Genomic DNA, 16,086 nt, shown 5'->3' with positions numbered 1-16,086 from the left:
GGCGCACGGCATCGGCACCAGCGAGGTCGAGCACGTGCTCGCCACGCAGACGCTGGTGCAGAAGAAGGCCAAGAACATGCGCGTCACGGTGGACGGGAAGCTGCCCGCGCACGTGACGGCGAAGGATATCATTCTCGCCATCATTGGCGAGATCGGCACTGCAGGCGGCACGGGCTCGGTCATCGAGTATGCGGGTGAAGCGATCCGCGGGCTTTCGATGGAAGGCCGCATGACCGTCTGCAACATGTCGATCGAGGGTGGCGCACGCGCTGGAATGATCGCTCCCGACGAGAAGACCTATGCCTTCATCAAAGGTCGCCCCAAGGCGCCCAAGGGGGCAGCGTGGGACGCGGCGCTCAAGTATTGGGAGACGCTGGCTACGGACGAGGGCGCACATTTCGATCGCGAGGTCAGGCTCGACGCTGCCAAGCTGCCGCCGATCGTCTCGTGGGGCACGAGTCCCGAGGACGTGGTGTCGATCGCCGGCGTGGTTCCGAACCCTTCGGAGGTCGTGGACGAGAACAAGCGCGCCTCCATGGTGCGCGCGCTCGACTACATGGGCCTCACGCCCGGCACGAAGATCACGGACATTCCGCTCGACGTGGTCTGGATCGGCTCATGCACCAACGGGCGCATGGAGGATCTGCGCGAGGTGGCGAAGATTGTGGAAGGCCGCAAGATCTCGGATCGGCTCGCCTATGCGATGATCGTGCCTGGATCCGGCCTCGTGAAGGAGCAGGCGGAAGCCGAGGGGCTGGACAGGATCTTCAAGGATGCCGGCTTCGAGTGGCGTGAACCCGGCTGCTCAATGTGCCTCGGCATGAATCCGGACCAGCTTAAGCCCGGTCAGCGCTGTGCTTCGACCTCGAACCGCAACTTCGAGGGCCGGCAGGGCTACAAGGGGCGTACGCATCTCGTTTCGCCGGCGATGGCGGCCGTGGCGGCGCTCAGTGGCCATTTCGTCGATATCCGCGGCTGGCAGAACTAGCGATGAGCGCTTCGGACCGCTTGGCTCCGAGGCGCGTTCGCCATGGCCCTTGAACGGGCGCCCCCGAAGCGCCTATTTCTCCCGTTCGCGATCAACTCGGCGGGAGAGCACGGCATGGCGGGCGCGACGGACTGGAAATCGGCGACACCGCCAACGCTCGCCGACTTCGAGGTCATGGCATCGTCCGCCTGGGGCCGGATCGAGCCCGAGTTCCGCGACGTCTGCGGCGATCTCGTGATCCGGATCGAGGATTTTGCGCTCGACGAGGTCCTGGATGAGCTCGGAATCGACAGTCCCTTCGACCTCATGGGGCTTTACCAGGGTCTGAGCCTCGACAAGAAAAGCGTGCTCGATGCTCCGCGCGAGCCGGACATGGTGTTTCTCTATCGCCGGGCCATTCTGGACTACTGGACCGAGAGTGGCGAGCCGTTAGGGGACATCATTGCGCACGTGCTCGTGCATGAGATCGGCCATCATTTCGGCTTCTCCGACGACGACATGGAGGAGATCGAGGATCAGGCGTCGCAGTGAATGGCCGGCGGGTCCGCCCGCCGGGGCTCGCCGCGGTATCTGGGACACACTCATATCGTTGTCGCGGTCGGGGTTTATGCCTGAGTGAATGTTAACTTTTGCAGGCGATGTTGATCCTGCTAGGGTCACTCAGGTTCGATGGGACCGCGGAACGACCCTAGCTCGTTGCTTTGTCGTGCTTCTTCGGGTTCGGTCATGGGCATGGCCCAGCTATGACCGGTTCCCAGTGTTCGGGAAGCACTCTAGGGTTTCTCCGGGGCGCGTGCGGTGTCGCGTAGAGGTGCTCATTTGACGACGGTTTGCCGTCCGGTCATTCAATTCCTTTGCCGGTCTTTGCTGGGCATCGGCCTCGCGGTGCTTCTGCTTGCGCCGCGTATGGCCTATGCGGACGACGTGCCCACTCCCGAAGAGTACGCCGAGCATGTGGGCGGCGATGCCCACGTGCTGCCTCCGGGCGAGCTCACCCTCGACGGGCGCAAGCAGGTTTGCGGCCAGCGACCGACCGTGATCGACAGTCAGCTCGACGACTATGGCGCGGCCTATCCCGGCTTTCTGATCCTCAACCCGAGGCTGCTGGCCAAGGTGTCGACGTCGGTCAAGCTCTGGATCTTCGCACATGAGTGCGGGCATCAGTTCCGTGGTCCCGACGAGGAGACGGCCGATTGCTTTGCGGTCCAGCGTGGACGCCGCCAAGGTTGGCTGAACGAGAGCGGCCTCGAGGAGATCTGCGCGTTCATCGCACCGGCCAAGGGCGACAGCATGCATTTCGCGGGCTCGCATCGCTGCGAGTACATGCGGAAGTGCTTTGCCGATCCGGCTATCCGCTAGGCGGCTTTTGCGAGGTAATTGTCCCCGCTCTTACGGCGCAGGCTAGCATCGGCAAGCCAGATATTGGGCCGGCCGTTTGCCATGTCTTTGTTGGATACCCCGAAACGGCTGCTTTCGATCGCCGAGACGGTTCATCGCTGGGCCGGAGCGCTTGCCGCCATGGACCGGACGCGGCGCGCCAAGGTGGCCCGCTACGCCGAGGCCATCGCGGAGACCTTGGGCCGTGCCGCCCGTCACGCGGTGAGATTGGCGGCGGCACCGGCCGATAAAGCGGCGCATCGGGGGCTTACCCGCGAGTTCGGGCGGATTTCGGGGTATCTGGAGACCCTGGTGGGCGTGCTTCAGCACCATCTTGACGGACGAAAGCTTGCTGGCGTTAAAAGGCGTCTGGAGCAGCTCGGCCCCCGCGGGGCGTTGGCCGGGCCGGAGGCACCGGCGGCCAAGATCCGCGTCGACCGGTTGCTCGCTGCAGAAGGCTACTTCCGCGCGCTGGCCGATGCCTTGCGCGCCTGAAATTCAGGACACCACATGCAGAAGTTCATCAAGCTTACGGGCGTCGCAGCTCCCTTTCCGCTCCGGAATGTGGACACGGACATGATCATCCCGAAGCAATTTCTGAAGACGATCAAGCGCACGGGGCTCGGCAAAGCCCTGTTCTACGAGCTGCGCTACGATCAGAGCGGAAACGAGAACCCGGACTTCGTGCTCAACAAGCCGGCCTACAGGAGCGCGGAAATCCTCGTCGCGGGGGAGAACTTCGGCTGCGGCTCCTCGCGCGAGCACGCGCCCTGGGCGCTGCTCGACTTCGGATTCCGCTGCGTCATCGCTCCGGATTTCGCCGATATTTTCTTCAATAACTGCTTCCAGAACGGCATTCTGGCCATCAAGCTTCCGCAGGAGCAGGTGGACAAGCTCATGGACGACGCGGGCCGCGGCGCCAATGCAACGCTCTCCATCGACCTCGAGGCCCAGGAAATTCGCGGGCCCGACGGTGGTGTCATCCGTTTCGACATCGATCCGTTTCGCAAGCACTGCCTGCTCAACGGCTTGGACAACATCGGCCTGACGCTGGAAAAGGAAAAGGCGATCAAGGAATTCGAGGCACGGGATGCCGACGCGCGGCCATGGGCGTAGTCGCCTGATTAGATGACGTCCCCGTGCGCTCGCACGACCACACGATGGGCGGAATCGCGGCCGTGCAATTGCGACGCACCCGGCGAATGTGTTAGTTGCCGAAGTGATTTTTCCGCATTTGGCAGGATATCCATGCGAGCCGGATTTCTCTCTGCCGCACTGTCGGCGCTGACGCTTCTTCTTGCCGGGGCCGCTTTCGCCGGCCCTGCACTCGTGTTCGATCCGTCCGACGGCAAGGTGCTCTATGCCGAGGATGCGGACGACCAATGGCATCCGGCGTCGCTCACCAAAATCATGACGGCCTATCTGACGTTCGAGGCCCTGAAGAGCGGCAAGCTCACGCTGGAGCAGCGCATTCCCTATAGCGAGCAGGCGATGATGCAGCCGCCGAGCAAGCTTGGCCTGCATCCGACGGCCACGCTCACGGTCGATCAGGCGCTCAAGGCGCTGATCATCAAGTCCGCGAACGATGTGGCGGTCATGCTTGCCGAAGCGGTCAGCGGCTCGCAGCCCGAGTTCGTGGCGCGCATGAACCAAACGGCGCAACGTCTCGGCATGACGCGCACCATCTTCGTCAATCCGAACGGGCTGCCGGCACCCGAGCAGGTGACGACGGCGCGCGATCTCGGGAAGCTCGCGAGGGCGGCGATCAAGAATTATCCCGAGCACATTCCCTACTGGTCCATGTTCAACGCCAAGATCGGCAAGATCTTCATCGGCTCGCACAACGGGCTTCTGCGCACCTTCGAGGGCGCGGACGGCATGAAGACCGGCTTCATCTGCGATTCCGGGTTCAACGTGGTTGCGAGCGCGACGCGTGACGGGCGGCAGATCATGGCGGTGGTGCTCGGCGAGGCGACCGGCGGGAAACGCACGGTGCGTGCGGCAACGCTGCTCGAGCACGGCTTCCAAAGCTACGGCTGGAAGCAGCTCTTCAATCATTCGCAGAGCCTCGACACGATGCCCATCGCGGCCGACGCCAAGGCGGTGACCAGCGTGCGCAAAGCGGTGCTTTCGTTCGAGTGCGGCACCGGCGTCCGGCGCAAGCGGCCTGCCAAGGGCAAGGGCGTCAAGAAGAAGCAGCGAGCCGCCGACGCGCCGATCGAGCAGCACCAAGGCGCGCCGTCGCAAAAGACCAAGATGGCGTCGGATCCGGCGGGGACTGCAAACTGACGCCAGGCTCGCTGCGCGGCGGCTGTTAACACTTGGGCTGCCCTGCCCGCTCATGTCAGGCTGGGACAGCGATTGCCATTCCGGGCCCGGGCTTTCCGCCAAAATGGGACGCCAGCTGCGGGGTCAGGCGCGATTCAAAGGAAATTGCCGCCAGAATTTGCGGTTTCGGCGCCCGGTTGGGTTTGGCTTCGATCTTGCTCCTTGGGGTGCGTACCCTACTCCGAGGATGAGATGCCCCGCTCGCGCCGCAAGAACGAAACCATGTCCACCCTGCAGGATGCCGAGCTGATGGCCGTCGTGCTCGAAGGCCGGCATGGGGTGTTGGCCGCCGAGGTGGCGGAGTTCTTCGCGCTGCTGCATTCTCAGCTCGGTGACGATAGCCGCTCGAAAGCCTGGGGCGGTGTCGCGCGCACGGTGCGCAAGCGCAGCCAAGACCGCCAGTACGCCGCCTAGGACCTGCGGCTCCGACGACAGCCCAAATTCGCAACGCACACCGCTTGGCGTAAGCCCGCATGTTGGCGAGATATTTCGCCAACGGTCAGGGTAAGAAACCAGCGTTGCGCGGAGGGCGGAATCCGTGCGCTGAGGGCGCGGGCGAATATTGCCGCTTGCCCCTCGCCATGCGAGACTCCCCATATGTCGCCCAGTCCGTTGGGCGAGCCGAAGCAACGGTGCGTTGCGTGTGCTTCCGGGTCGCGTTCCGGCGCGCGTTCGTCTATGAACGTCCGCTGGCGTGAGGCGGTGCGCATAGCCCAGCTTCGCGAGGCGAGGGGTAGAGAATGTCGTCGATCGAGCTTCCGCTGCCCAATCAGGATATCGTCGCAAGACGAAGCGAGATCGTGCGCGACCTCACCGAGATCTGCGGGGCCGATGCGGTGATCTTCGACGAGGACGGGCGGCGCGCGTTCGAGACGGACGCGCTCACGGCCTATCGGCGCATGCCACTCGCGGTCGTGCTGCCGTCGTCGACGGAAGCCGTTTCGGAGGTGCTGAGATACGCCAAGGCGAACGGCATTCGCGTGGTGCCGCGCGGCGCGGGAACCTCGCTTTGCGGCGGAGCGCTGCCGCTCGAGGACGCGATCGTGATCGGCGTCTCGAAAATGAACCGCGTGCTCGAGATCGACTTTCACAATCGCTTTGCGCGCGTCGAAGCCGGGATCACCAACCTGGCGATCTCCGGGGCCGTGGCGCCGGAAGGTTTCTTCTATGCTCCGGATCCATCGAGCCAGCTCGCCTGCACGCTCGCCGGCAACCTGGCCATGAATTCGGGCGGCGCGCATTGCCTCAAGTACGGCGTGACGACCAATAACGTGCTTGGTGTCAAGATGGTGACGATGGACGGGGAGATCGTCGAGATCGGCGGCGCGCATCTCGACGCCGAGGGATACGATCTTCTGGCGCTCATCGTGGGATCGGAAGGGCAGTTCGGAATCATCACCGAGGCGACGGTGCGCATCCTGCGCGCCGCGGAGGGCGCCCGGCCGATGATGATCGGTTTCGAATCCTCGGCGAAGGCCGGCATCTGCGTGGCGCGCATCATCGGCTCAGGCATCATTCCGGTGGCGATCGAGTTCATGGACCGGCCTGCCATCGAGGTGTGCGAGGCCTTCGCCAAGGCCGGCTATCCGACCAACGTGGACGCGCTCTTGATCATCGAGGTCGAGGGGTCGGAGCAGGAGATTGCCGACAGGCTGGCCTACATCGCCTCGATCGCGCACGAACTCAATCCGCTGGCACTGGTCGTCAGCGGGTCGGAGGAGCAGAGCGCCAAGATCTGGAAGGGCCGGAAATCCGCGTTCGGGGCCATCGGGCGGATCTCGGACTACTATTGCATGGACGGCACGATCCCACTGGCGCACCTGCCGCACGTGCTGGATCAGATCGCCGAGATCTGCCGCACGTACGGGTTGCGGGTGGCCAACATCTTCCATGCCGGAGACGGCAACTTGCATCCGCTGGTGATGTACGACGCCAACAAGCCGGGAGAGACGGAGAAAGCCGAAGCGGCGGGTGCGGAGATCCTCAAGCTATGTGTTTCCGTCGGAGGGTGCCTCACCGGCGAGCACGGTGTCGGCATCGAAAAGCGGGACCTGATGCGGGCGCAATTCACGGATGACGACATGGCGGTGCAGCTCAGGATCAAGTCCGTGTTCGATCCCGACTGGCTGCTCAACTTCGGCAAGGTGTTTCCTCTCGATGTGATCGAGGCGGCCATGGCCCGAACGGCTAGATCGGCGGATCAGGTCGATCCGGCCGAGGCGGCATGATCTGTCTCGAAAGGTGGGACGAATGAACGACATCATGCGGCCCGCGACGGAGTGGGAGCTGAAAAGCATGATGATGGCGCTTGCCGAGCGCGGGATCTCCGTCGAGATCCTCGGTGCGGGCTCGAAACGCGGCGTCGGCCGACCCGTCATGGCGCCGGTTGCGCTGACGACGGGTGCCATGCGCGGCATCTCGCTCTACGAGCCGGCCGAGCTGGTCATGAGCGCACGGGCGGGCACGCCGCTTTCGCAGATTGAAGTCGAGCTGGCGTCGCGCGGTCAGATGCTGCCGTTCGAGCCCATCGATCTCGGGCCGGCGCTTGGGACGGACGCCGGATTGCAGACCATCGGCGCGGTGTTCGCTGCCAATCTCTCGGGCTCACGGCGCATCTCGGGCGGCGCGGCGCGCGACTACCTTCTCGGCGTGCGGGCTGTCAACGGCCACGGCGAGATCTTCAAGTCGGGCGGCCGCGTGATGAAGAATGTCACCGGCTACGACGTGGCGCGGGGGCTTGCCGGAAGCTGGGGAACGCTGGCCGTGCTTTCGGAGGTCACTTTCAAGGTGCTGCCGCTTCCGGACGACGTGTTGACGCTCGTCTACCCGGACCTGACGGATGATCTGGCCGTCGAGCTGATGAGCCTCGCCATGACGCAGCCCTACGAAGTCTCCGGCACCGTGCATCTTTCGCCGACGCTCGTGAAACGGCTCAAGCACAAGGGGCTTGCCAAGGAAACGCGCTCGCTCACGGCGCTCAGGCTCGAGAACTTCACGCGCTCGATCACCTACCGGAAGCAGAAGCTGCGCGACGTGCTGTCGGCCTATGGCGCGCCGCTCGAGCTCGAGCTCGAAAGCTCGCTCGAATTCTGGAGCGAGGTCAGGCGGCTGTCGTTCTTCCCCGCCAATGGAACGCACTTGTGGCGGATTTCGACGACGCCGTCCATGGCGGCCTCGCTCGTGTCCTCGGTGCGGCGGCACATGAAGGTGGAACCCTTCTACGACTGGTCGGGCGGACTGATCTGGCTCGAGACGCCGGCTTCGGCAGATGCCGGCAGTGCCGACATCCGCCGTGCGGTGGCCACGCATGGCGGTCATGCAACGCTGATCCGTGCGGACGAAGCCGTGCGCCGGACGGTGGAAGTGTTTCAGCCGCTCGGGCCGGCGGTCGATCGGATCACACGCGGAATAAAGCACGCGTTCGATCCGATGCGCCTGCTCAATCCCGGGCGCATGTACGCTACCATGTGAGACCTATCCGGGCGGCTCCGTCCGCCTTGCGAGAAAAGAGCACCGATGCAGACCAACTTTGCGCCCGAGCAGCTCAACAATCCGCGCGTCGCCGATGCCGACCGGATCCTGAAGCGCTGCGTGCATTGCGGTCTCTGCACGGCCGTGTGCTCGACCTATGTCGTGCTAGGCGACGAGCGCGATAGCCCGCGCGGGCGCATCTATCTGATCAAGGACATGCTGGAGCGCGGTCAGGAGCACGCGCCGACGCAGCAGGTGCGCCATCATCTGGACCGTTGCCTGACATGCCTCTCATGCATGACGACGTGTCCGAGCGGGGTCGACTACATGCATCTTGTGGATGCGGCGCGTGCGGAGATCGAGGAGAAAACGACGCGAAGCTTCAAGGAGCGGGCGCTGCGCCGGCTTCTTGCGTTCGTCATTCCGTTCCCCAGGCGTTTTCGCCTCGCCCTCAAGGCCGTTCCGCTTGCGCGTCCGTTCGTGCCGCTCCTGCAACGTCTCGGCTTGAAGGAGCTTGCGGCCATGCTGTCGCTGGCGCCGGCTTCGATCGTAACCCGTGAGGGGCGCTTTACGGGCGCGGGCACGGCGGTGACGCACAGCGAGCGACGGGCGCGCGTGGTGCTCATGACCGGGTGCGCGCAGCAGGTGCTGCGCCCGGATATCAACGACGCGACGATCCGGCTTCTGGCGAGGCGCGGCGTCGATGTCATCGTCGCGCACGGCGCGGGCTGTTGCGGCGCCATCGTGCAGCACATGGGACAGGAAACGGAAGCGAAGCGCTTCGCACGACGCAACATCGAGGTGTGGTTCAAGGAAATCGCGCGCGGCGAGATCGACGCAATTATCGTCAATGCGTCGGGCTGCGGTACGATGGTCAAGGACTACGGCCACATGTTCCGCCGCGAGCCGGCCTTCGCGGATCGCGCCGAGACGGTGTCAGGCCTCACGAAGGACGTGTCGGAATTCCTGCACGAGTATCAGCTCGGCGCGCCCGAGCGCTGGAGCTCGGTGCGTGTGGCGTATCATTCGGCCTGCTCGCTCCAGCACGGCCAGCGCATCCACGACGAGCCGCGAGCGCTGTTGAAGCAGGCCGGGTTTGCGGTCGTGGATGTGCCCGAAGGTCACATTTGCTGCGGATCGGCCGGGACCTACAATATTCTACAGCCGGAGATCGCGGGCCAGCTCAAGAAGCGCAAGCTCGAGAATATCCGATCGACGCGGGCCGACGTGGTTGCAGCCGGTAATATCGGTTGCATTACGCAGCTCAATACCGGGTTCGACACTCCGGTCGTGCATACGGTCGAGCTGCTGGACTGGGCGTACGGCGGGCCTACGCCGGCCGGTCTCGAACATCTCGCCGCGTTCGTGACCGATGTGCCGAAGCCGAAAAGGCAGATCGAAGATTATATCGAGACTTGATCCTATTTTCGTCCTGCGCCCGCCACCGGGTGCGTCCAGGGGGCTTTCCTGCCTTATTGAAATCGCGGGAGGATCCCGGCTTTTTCTTTTGTCGCGCCCGTTTGCCGGAAAACCGCTTCATAATTCTCGGGAAGCGTTCTAGATCACCCGCCGATGACCCAACTCGATCCACAGGACGATGAGCTCTCACGCTGCGACCGGCGGGAGGACGGCGGTCCGTTCGACATCATTGGCGACGTGCACGGGTGTGCGGCGGAGCTCGAGGCGCTGCTTGGGCGGCTCGGCTATGCGGTGGCGTGGAGCGGGGCGCCGGGGGCCGTCCGTGTCGAGGTGACGCCGCCGGCCGGGCGGCGCGCGGTCTTCGTCGGTGACCTCGTCGACCGCGGGCCGCGGGCCCCTGACGTGCTCAGGATTGTGATGAGCATGGTGGAGTCGGGTGCGGCCTTGGCGGTGCCGGGCAACCATGACGTGAAGTTTCAGCGCTGGCTCGACGGCAAGGACGTGAAGCCGTCCCATGGACTCGACCGTACGATCGCGCAGATGGAGCCGGAGCCGAAGGCGTTCCGCTTGGCGGTGCGCAATTTTCTCAAAGGTCTTCCCATCTACCTGTGGTTCGATGGCGGGACACTCGCCGTCGCGCACGCGGGCATCAAGGAGGAGATGCTGGGGCGCGTGTCGGGCGAGGTGCGCCGTTTCTGTCTCTACGGCGAAACTTCCGGAGAGACGGACAAGTTCGGATTGCCGATCCGCTATCATTGGGCGGCGGAATACCGCGGGCGCCCCGTGATCGTCTACGGGCATACGCCTGTGCCGGACGCGGATTGGGTCAACAATACCATCTGCATCGATACCGGCTGCTGCTTCGGCGGCAAGCTTACGGCCCTGCGCTGGCCGGAGCGGGAGATCGTGACGGTTGCCGCAGCGGACATCTACACAATGCCGGTGCGCCCGTTCGGCCATCCGCCGCCGCGGCCGGGGGTGGTTGTCTAGACGGCGCGCGCTTCATGTGAGGTCGGCCCGATTCGAAGACGCCGAGACCCGCTCAGTTCGTGGATGCGGAGGCTTTGGCCGTTGCGTTCTTGGATTTCTCGGTCTTGTCAGTCTTGTCGGCTTTCCCGGTCTTCTCCGCCTTCTCCGTCTTCTCAGGCTTGGGCGGCTCCGGCGCGGCGGTGGTCGCCGTGACATCCTTTTCAGGCGCGGCATTCTTGCTGGTGTCGACAAGCTCCTTGGGCACGGTCGGAGGTACGTTGCCGCCTGCCGTGAGCACCGCCTTGCAGTCGGCCGGTAGGTCGGCCAGCGTCATCTCCGGCTTCGGTTTTGCCGGCTTCACGGGGTGTGTCGGCTCGGCCGTCGGCGGCTGCTTCGGCTTCGGCGCGACGCGTTTCAGCCAGTCCGTCAGCTCGGCGCCGCAGCCGTCGTCGCCAGGAACCGGCGGTTGATGCTGGCAGTTGGACGAACCCGACGGGCAACCGATGCGCAGGTGAAAATGGTAGTAGTGCCCGAAGTAGGGCCGCACCTTGCTGAGCCAGGCCTTTTCTTTGCCCGCTGCTTCGCACAGAGCCTTCTTGATGGCGGGGTGAACGAGGATGCGCTCGACCTTGGAATACGAGGCGGCGCGCTTGATCAGCTTCACCTGGCCTTCGCCCCAGACCTTCTGGTCGACCTCGCCGGCGTTTTTCAGCATCGACACGGCCGACATGTCCTCGCGCTCGCGCTTGGTCAGAGTGCGATCCGGCATGGGGGTGAGCCAGATGTCCACGTCGAGACCGACCTGGTGGCTGGCGTGGCCCGAGATCATGGGACCGCCGCGCGGCTGAGACATGTCGCCGACCAGAAGCCCGGACCATTCCTTTTTCTCGGTGGTCTCGCGGGCCAGGCGCTCGATGAGGGTGACGAGATCCGGGTGGCCCCAGTTGCGATTGCGCGACAGGCGCATGACCTGCCAGCCCGGGCCGTTGATCTCGATGGGCTTGCCGCCGGCGAGGCAGCCTCGCGAGTAGAATCCCACGGCGCGGGCGGCGAGGGGTGCTGCCGATTTTACCGAGCCGAAAAGCTGCTTGGCGGCAAGCGCGGGCTTCTTGGGCTTGTCGGCGTCCTTCTTGGCGGCCTTGGTGTCGGTGGCCTTATCGGTCTTCCCGGCGGGTGCTGCGGCTTTCGGAGGATCGCTGTCCTCGGAGGGAGCGGGCGTTTCCTTGCTCGCGGCCGGCTCGGCGGCTTTCGCGGGTGTTTCGGTGGTCGCCGGACGGGCGGCCGGCTGAGGCAGGGGCGGAACCACGGTTTCCTTTGCGGCCTGCTGTGCTGCCGCTTCGGCCGCCGCTGTGGCCGGTCCTTGCCAGGAGTGGGCAGGCTCGCTGGGGCCCGGGCCCGACGCAGGCGTATCCTCGGCCGCGCGCGTGCCGGATGTCACGGCCAGCGGCACGAACATCCACGCGAGGATCAGTCCTGTGCAAATGCGTCGGGCGAATGCCATGAGTCCCCGCAGCAAATCAGTTGGCGCATCTTAGCGCAGCGCGGGGCTAAATTGCGACCTCAGACCCCTGATAAACGGCGAACCGGGTTCAATTCGCCTGACGAGGAATGGACATGACGGTCTTTCTGACGGCGGGGCCCGTGCGTGCAAGGACATGTCTGATCCTCGCGCCCGGAGCCGGAGCGCCGGCAACGAGCCCGTGGATGGAGCGCGTCTCGGATCTCTTGTCGGATGCGGGACTGCGTGTCCTGCGCTTCGATTTCGCCTACATGGCCGCGCGGGCGGCCGGCGTGCGACGCCCGCCGTCCCGGGCGGAGGCGCTGGTGTCAGAGTACGAAGCGGCGGTCGAGGCCGCTCGCGCGGAGCTGCGCTCGGGGCAGCGGCTCGTGGTGGGCGGGAAGTCGCTCGGTGGGCGCGTTGCGAGCCTCGCCGCGCAATCGCTTTTTGATCGGCGGCAGATCTCGGGGCTGGTGTGCCTCGGTTATCCGTTCCACCCGCCGGAGAAGCCGGAGCAACTTCGGACCCGGCATCTCGCAGCGCTCACGTGTCCGACGCTCATCCTGCAAGGCGAACGCGATCCGTTCGGCGTCCCGTCCGAGGTTGCGGGCTATGGGCTCGCTCCGGCCATTGCCGTGCATTGGCTGCGGGATGGGGACCACGATCTCAAGCCACGCAAGAGCTCCGGCGCGACGCTGGAGTCGAACCTGTCCGAGGCCGTGGGAACGATTGTCGGGTTTGCGGATGGGCTCGATCAGCCGCGCTGATTACGGGCGCGGGCGCCTCGCTCGAGGGCGATGCAGGCGTCCCTGTCGATGCCGAGTGCGTCGGCGAGAAGCCGCATGAAGTGCGTTTCGTCGGCATGCACGGAAAGGTCCGAGGCCGCAACCTCGGCGCAGAGCACGTAGGCGGTCTCGCTGAGGCGCGGCGGGAGGCTCTCCTTGATGACGGCGAGCACGCTGGCGATGCCGTTCGGCTTGCGAAGGATGCTGCCGCACTGCTGGGCGGTCTCAGCAAGCCAGTCGCGGGTGAAGGCGTGGAACGGGGGCAGCTCGCGCACTATGGAGCCGATGCGGTCCAGCTCCTCTGTGGTGATGGTGCGGTCGGCGGCAGAGACCGTGATCATGGCAAAGATCAGCGCTTCGGGCGCCGAGATGCGTTCAGACATTTTTCGATCGGTCCTCAGTGAAGCACGGAATTGGGTGTGTTGCGTCTCCACGGCGCATTCAAGGCAGCGAGAGCGCGCCGAGCGCTTCCAACAGGGCGTTGTCGAACTCCGCCGGGTACTCGATGTGGGGAGCGTGGCCGAGCTTTGGAAAGGTGATCAGGCGCGCATTCGGAATGCGCTCGGCGGCCTCGCGCGCGAGCTTCGGGTAGTTGCCGAGCGTCCGCGCGAGGTCCGGTGGGGTGCGATTCTTGCCGATCGCCGTGGTGTCGCGCTCGCCGATCATCAGCACGGTCGGAACGGCAAGGCGAGGCAACTCGTGCACGACGGGCTGGGTGAAGATCATGTCGGACGCGCGTGCTTGTGCGAGGGCCACGCTTTCGCGGTCGGGACCTGCATACATGGACGCCAGCATGTCGACCCAGCGGTCGAATTCCGGCCGCCATCGGCCGTCGTAGTAGGTGGCCTGCTGGTACGTCTTGATGCGTGCGGCGTCCGTCGCGCGCTCGCCCTCGAGCAGGAGGTCGATTGTCATGCCCGGCACGCCTTTGGCGCTCCAGTCCTCGAGGCCGATGGGGTTGACGAGCACGAGCGCCGATGTCTCGGCCGGGAAGCTCAATGCGTAACGCATCGCCAGCATACCGCCCATGGAATGACCGATCAGGATCGGCCGCTCTACCCCGATGGTCTTCAACAGGTCGCGGGTGTTCGCTGCGAGCTGGTAGAAGCTCATTTGATATGTGGCGGGCTTAGTGGATTTGCAGAAGCCGATCTGGTCCGGGGTGACGACGCGGTATCCCGCGGCGGCCAAAGGCGCGATTGAGCTCTCCCAAGTCGCGGCGCAGAAATTCTTGCCGTGGAGCAGAATGACCGTCCGGCCGTTGGGTGGGGACGTGGGCGCAATGTCCATGTACGCCATGGACAACGGTTGGCCCTGGGAGGTGAAGCTGTGCTCCTTCACCGGATAAGGGTAAGGGAAATTCGACAGCATGGCGTCGGCGCGAACGTCGGTTGCCAGCAGGCTCATCGCCAGGGCTAGAACGGGCGTTCCTCGGTACATCGGCATCTCCCTGGTCCCTGGGGCGGATATGGCGTCGATCTTGCGGTGCACAAGGATGCGGCGCGGTGCCGCGATGGGCATTAATCATGGGGCCGGGTTGGCGGTATCCGCCGTCCCGGGGCGCCTTTCTTCCCTTCCCTCCCGTGGACACTATGTTAAGGGGAGGGGCGTACGGCAGGGTTCCTCCAGAGCGCCTTTTTCGCACGGCCGTCCCGATTGTTGATCCGGGTAGGTGCCGCGCCCGTATCTGCACCGCACGTTGTCAAAGGTTCACGCGATGAGGCAATCGCCCCCACCCATGAAAAACAAGCTCGTCAAAGTTTCCGCTCCCGAGCTGGTTCCGGCCACGACCGTCCCGACGCGGGAAGAGGCGGAGGAGGCGGTGCGCACGCTGTTGCGCTGGGCCGGCGACAATCCGGAACGCGACGGTTTGCTCGAGACGCCGAAGCGCGTGGCGAAGGCATTCGAGGAGTATTTCGTCGGTTATCACCAGGATCCCGAAGCGATCCTGCAGAAAACGTTCGAAGAGACCGAAGGCTACGACGAGATGATCGTGCTGCGCGGCATCCGTTTCGAAAGCCATTGCGAGCATCATCTGGCGCCCATCGTCGGCAAGGCGTGGGTCGGCTACATCCCGAATGGGCGCGTGGTCGGCATCTCCAAGCTGGCGCGCGTGGTGGAATCCTACGCGAAGCGGCTGCAGATCCAGGAGAAGATGACGTCGCAGATCGCCAACGCGATCGAGAGCGCGCTTCGCCCGCAGGGCGTTGCGGTGGTCATCAAGGCCGAGCACCACTGCATGACGACCCGGGGCGTGCACAAGCCGGGAACGGACATGGTGACGAGCCGCATGCTCGGTGTGTTCCGCGACAATGCCATTACGCGGCAGGAATTCCTGTCGATGATCGATTGAACTCGATCGCGCGTTTCGTTCGGCCCGTCGGGCTCCTTTCTCCGGCGGGCTTTGTCTATGGAGTCATGTGTTGAGTGCCGGCAAGACTGTTCTGATTACGGGTGCTTCGAGCGGCATTGGCCGGGCGACGGCGCTGCTGTTCGCCTCCAAGGGCTGGACGGTTGCTGCAACCATGCGCTCGCCAGAGACGAGCGATCTCGCGAGCCAGTCTTCCAACATCAAGCTTTTCAAGCTGGACGTGACCGATCAGGCCTCCGTCGATGCGGCGGTGCGTGACGTGCTGGCCCAGTACGGGACCATCGATGTGCTGGTCAACAATGCCGGCTACGGTCTGATGGGCCCGTTCGAGGCGCAGACGGATGCGCAGATCCGCCGGCAGTTCGAGACCAACGTGTTCGGGGTCATGAATGTGACGCGCGCCGTGCTGCCGCACATGCGGGGGCGCAAGGAGGGGCGCATCGTCAATGTCGGGTCGGCTGCGGGTCGGCTCACCATTCCGCTCTACTCCATGTACAGCGCGACGAAATGGGCGCTCGAAGGCTTCTCGGAGGGGCTCTGGCTCGAGCTGCGCCAGCACAACATCAAGGTCAAGATCATCGAACCCGGCATGATCAAGACGGATTTCTTCGAGCGGTCGCGCGAGGTCGCTACAAAGCCGGGGCTCACCGACTATGATGCGTTCACCGAGGCGGTGATGCCGAATATCAAAGCCTGGGAAGATGCCGGTGCCGAGCCCGATCTCGTCGCGCGCAGCATCTGGCACGCCTCAACCAGCATCTGGCCGCGGTTGCGCTATCAGCCGAACGCAAAGCTCGTCGTGTGGTCGCGCGGCTGGGCGCCGGGTCAGCTCGCGGTGCGGATCGTGCGGCGGCTGTTCAACGCTTGGTGAGGCGGCCGT

Annotated in this window: 17 protein-coding genes; 14 read left to right on the top strand and 3 right to left on the bottom strand. The window is 64.7% G+C overall.

Annotated elements, in window-relative coordinates:
* From QZV93_RS10955 to QZV93_RS10905, 11 genes are all read left to right on the top strand, one after another.
* A partial coding sequence (locus tag QZV93_RS10955) for a 3-isopropylmalate dehydratase large subunit (protein WP_295558396.1) occupies nt 1–988 on the top strand: 988 nt, incomplete at its 5' end.
* 114 nt (nt 989–1,102) lie between these two features.
* Nucleotides 1,103–1,519 carry a metallopeptidase family protein gene (locus QZV93_RS10950; protein ID WP_295558402.1) on the top strand — a complete coding sequence of 139 codons (417 nt, stop codon included), beginning with the start codon at nt 1,103–1,105 and terminating at the stop codon, nt 1,517–1,519.
* A gap of 288 nt (nt 1,520–1,807) precedes the next feature.
* Nucleotides 1,808–2,347 carry a hypothetical protein gene (locus QZV93_RS10945; RefSeq protein ID WP_295558395.1) on the top strand — a complete coding sequence of 180 codons (540 nt, stop codon included), beginning with the start codon at nt 1,808–1,810 and terminating at the stop codon, nt 2,345–2,347.
* An 81-nt stretch (nt 2,348–2,428) separates the two neighbouring features.
* The gene (locus tag QZV93_RS10940; RefSeq protein WP_295558393.1) at nt 2,429–2,860 is read left to right on the top strand and encodes a hypothetical protein; all 432 of its coding nucleotides are present in this window, start codon (nt 2,429–2,431) and stop codon (nt 2,858–2,860) included.
* A 15-nt stretch (nt 2,861–2,875) separates the two neighbouring features.
* Nucleotides 2,876–3,481 carry a 3-isopropylmalate dehydratase small subunit gene (gene leuD, locus QZV93_RS10935; protein WP_295558391.1) on the top strand — a complete coding sequence of 202 codons (606 nt, stop codon included), beginning with the start codon at nt 2,876–2,878 and terminating at the stop codon, nt 3,479–3,481.
* Between the two features lie 132 nt (nt 3,482–3,613).
* Nucleotides 3,614–4,654 (top strand): D-alanyl-D-alanine carboxypeptidase family protein, encoded by a 1,041-nt coding sequence (locus tag QZV93_RS10930; RefSeq protein WP_295558390.1) that lies wholly within the window; start codon nt 3,614–3,616, stop codon nt 4,652–4,654.
* A gap of 231 nt (nt 4,655–4,885) precedes the next feature.
* Complete coding sequence (locus QZV93_RS10925; protein WP_295558388.1) at nt 4,886–5,107, top strand: hypothetical protein; 222 nt, start codon at nt 4,886–4,888, stop codon at nt 5,105–5,107.
* Between the two features lie 326 nt (nt 5,108–5,433).
* Nucleotides 5,434–6,921 (top strand): FAD-linked oxidase C-terminal domain-containing protein, encoded by a 1,488-nt coding sequence (locus tag QZV93_RS10920; RefSeq protein WP_295558386.1) that lies wholly within the window; start codon nt 5,434–5,436, stop codon nt 6,919–6,921.
* Between the two features lie 22 nt (nt 6,922–6,943).
* Nucleotides 6,944–8,164 carry an FAD-binding protein gene (locus QZV93_RS10915; RefSeq protein WP_295558384.1) on the top strand — a complete coding sequence of 407 codons (1,221 nt, stop codon included), beginning with the start codon at nt 6,944–6,946 and terminating at the stop codon, nt 8,162–8,164.
* Nucleotides 8,165–8,209: 45 nt separating this feature from the next.
* The gene (gene glcF / locus QZV93_RS10910; protein WP_295558382.1) at nt 8,210–9,583 is read left to right on the top strand and encodes a glycolate oxidase subunit GlcF; all 1,374 of its coding nucleotides are present in this window, start codon (nt 8,210–8,212) and stop codon (nt 9,581–9,583) included.
* 153 nt (nt 9,584–9,736) lie between these two features.
* A complete protein-coding gene (locus QZV93_RS10905) occupies nt 9,737–10,573 on the top strand; it encodes a metallophosphoesterase (RefSeq protein ID WP_295558380.1) in 837 nt (278 codons plus the stop codon).
* Nucleotides 10,574–10,625: 52 nt separating this feature from the next.
* Here QZV93_RS10905 and mepA read toward each other — a convergent pair whose 3' ends face one another.
* Nucleotides 10,626–12,053 (bottom strand): penicillin-insensitive murein endopeptidase, encoded by a 1,428-nt coding sequence (gene mepA / locus QZV93_RS10900; protein WP_295558378.1) that lies wholly within the window; start codon nt 12,051–12,053, stop codon nt 10,626–10,628.
* A 113-nt stretch (nt 12,054–12,166) separates the two neighbouring features.
* Here mepA and QZV93_RS10895 point away from each other — a divergent pair, with 113 nt between their 5' ends.
* Nucleotides 12,167–12,817 (top strand): alpha/beta family hydrolase, encoded by a 651-nt coding sequence (locus QZV93_RS10895; RefSeq protein ID WP_295558376.1) that lies wholly within the window; start codon nt 12,167–12,169, stop codon nt 12,815–12,817.
* Here QZV93_RS10895 and QZV93_RS10890 read toward each other — a convergent pair.
* Nucleotides 12,805–13,218: a tellurite resistance TerB family protein gene (locus tag QZV93_RS10890; RefSeq protein ID WP_295558374.1), complete on the bottom strand. Its 414-nt coding sequence runs from the start codon at nt 13,216–13,218 to the stop codon at nt 12,805–12,807. The two genes, QZV93_RS10895 and QZV93_RS10890, sit on opposite strands and share 13 nt — an antisense overlap.
* 58 nt (nt 13,219–13,276) lie before the next feature.
* Nucleotides 13,277–14,275 (bottom strand): alpha/beta hydrolase, encoded by a 999-nt coding sequence (locus tag QZV93_RS10885; protein ID WP_295558372.1) that lies wholly within the window; start codon nt 14,273–14,275, stop codon nt 13,277–13,279.
* Between the two features lie 298 nt (nt 14,276–14,573).
* On the opposite strand from QZV93_RS10885, the gene folE reads away from it, so the two are divergent.
* Complete coding sequence (folE, locus tag QZV93_RS10880) at nt 14,574–15,188, top strand: GTP cyclohydrolase I FolE (protein ID WP_295558370.1); 615 nt, start codon at nt 14,574–14,576, stop codon at nt 15,186–15,188.
* 70 nt (nt 15,189–15,258) lie between these two features.
* Complete coding sequence (locus QZV93_RS10875; RefSeq protein ID WP_295558368.1) at nt 15,259–16,077, top strand: SDR family oxidoreductase; 819 nt, start codon at nt 15,259–15,261, stop codon at nt 16,075–16,077.
* The last annotated feature ends 9 nt before the right edge of the window (nt 16,078–16,086 follow it).

The organism is uncultured Hyphomicrobium sp. (assembly GCF_902826555.1).
GTDB lineage: Bacteria > Pseudomonadota > Alphaproteobacteria > Rhizobiales > Hyphomicrobiaceae > Hyphomicrobium_C.
Note: the sequence above shows the minus strand (reverse complement) of the source record. Positions and strands in the feature narration are given on the sequence as shown.

What these genes read in the sequence shown, in the direction of transcription:
- QZV93_RS10950 (WP_295558402.1), top strand. Translation starts at nt 1,103, where the DNA reads ATGGCGGGCGCGACGGACTGGAAATCGGCGACACCGCCAACGCTCGCC.
- QZV93_RS10940 (WP_295558393.1), top strand. Translation starts at nt 2,429, where the DNA reads ATGTCTTTGTTGGATACCCCGAAACGGCTGCTTTCGATCGCCGAGACG.
- leuD (WP_295558391.1), top strand. Translation starts at nt 2,876, where the DNA reads ATGCAGAAGTTCATCAAGCTTACGGGCGTCGCAGCTCCCTTTCCGCTC.
- QZV93_RS10930 (WP_295558390.1), top strand. Translation starts at nt 3,614, where the DNA reads ATGCGAGCCGGATTTCTCTCTGCCGCACTGTCGGCGCTGACGCTTCTT.
- QZV93_RS10925 (WP_295558388.1), top strand. Translation starts at nt 4,886, where the DNA reads ATGCCCCGCTCGCGCCGCAAGAACGAAACCATGTCCACCCTGCAGGAT.
- QZV93_RS10920 (WP_295558386.1), top strand. Translation starts at nt 5,434, where the DNA reads ATGTCGTCGATCGAGCTTCCGCTGCCCAATCAGGATATCGTCGCAAGA.
- QZV93_RS10915 (WP_295558384.1), top strand. Translation starts at nt 6,944, where the DNA reads ATGAACGACATCATGCGGCCCGCGACGGAGTGGGAGCTGAAAAGCATG.
- glcF (WP_295558382.1), top strand. Translation starts at nt 8,210, where the DNA reads ATGCAGACCAACTTTGCGCCCGAGCAGCTCAACAATCCGCGCGTCGCC.
- QZV93_RS10905 (WP_295558380.1), top strand. Translation starts at nt 9,737, where the DNA reads ATGACCCAACTCGATCCACAGGACGATGAGCTCTCACGCTGCGACCGG.
- mepA (WP_295558378.1), bottom strand. Translation starts at nt 12,053, where the DNA reads ATGGCATTCGCCCGACGCATTTGCACAGGACTGATCCTCGCGTGGATG.
- QZV93_RS10895 (WP_295558376.1), top strand. Translation starts at nt 12,167, where the DNA reads ATGACGGTCTTTCTGACGGCGGGGCCCGTGCGTGCAAGGACATGTCTG.
- QZV93_RS10890 (WP_295558374.1), bottom strand. Translation starts at nt 13,218, where the DNA reads ATGTCTGAACGCATCTCGGCGCCCGAAGCGCTGATCTTTGCCATGATC.
- QZV93_RS10885 (WP_295558372.1), bottom strand. Translation starts at nt 14,275, where the DNA reads ATGTACCGAGGAACGCCCGTTCTAGCCCTGGCGATGAGCCTGCTGGCA.
- folE (WP_295558370.1), top strand. Translation starts at nt 14,574, where the DNA reads ATGAAAAACAAGCTCGTCAAAGTTTCCGCTCCCGAGCTGGTTCCGGCC.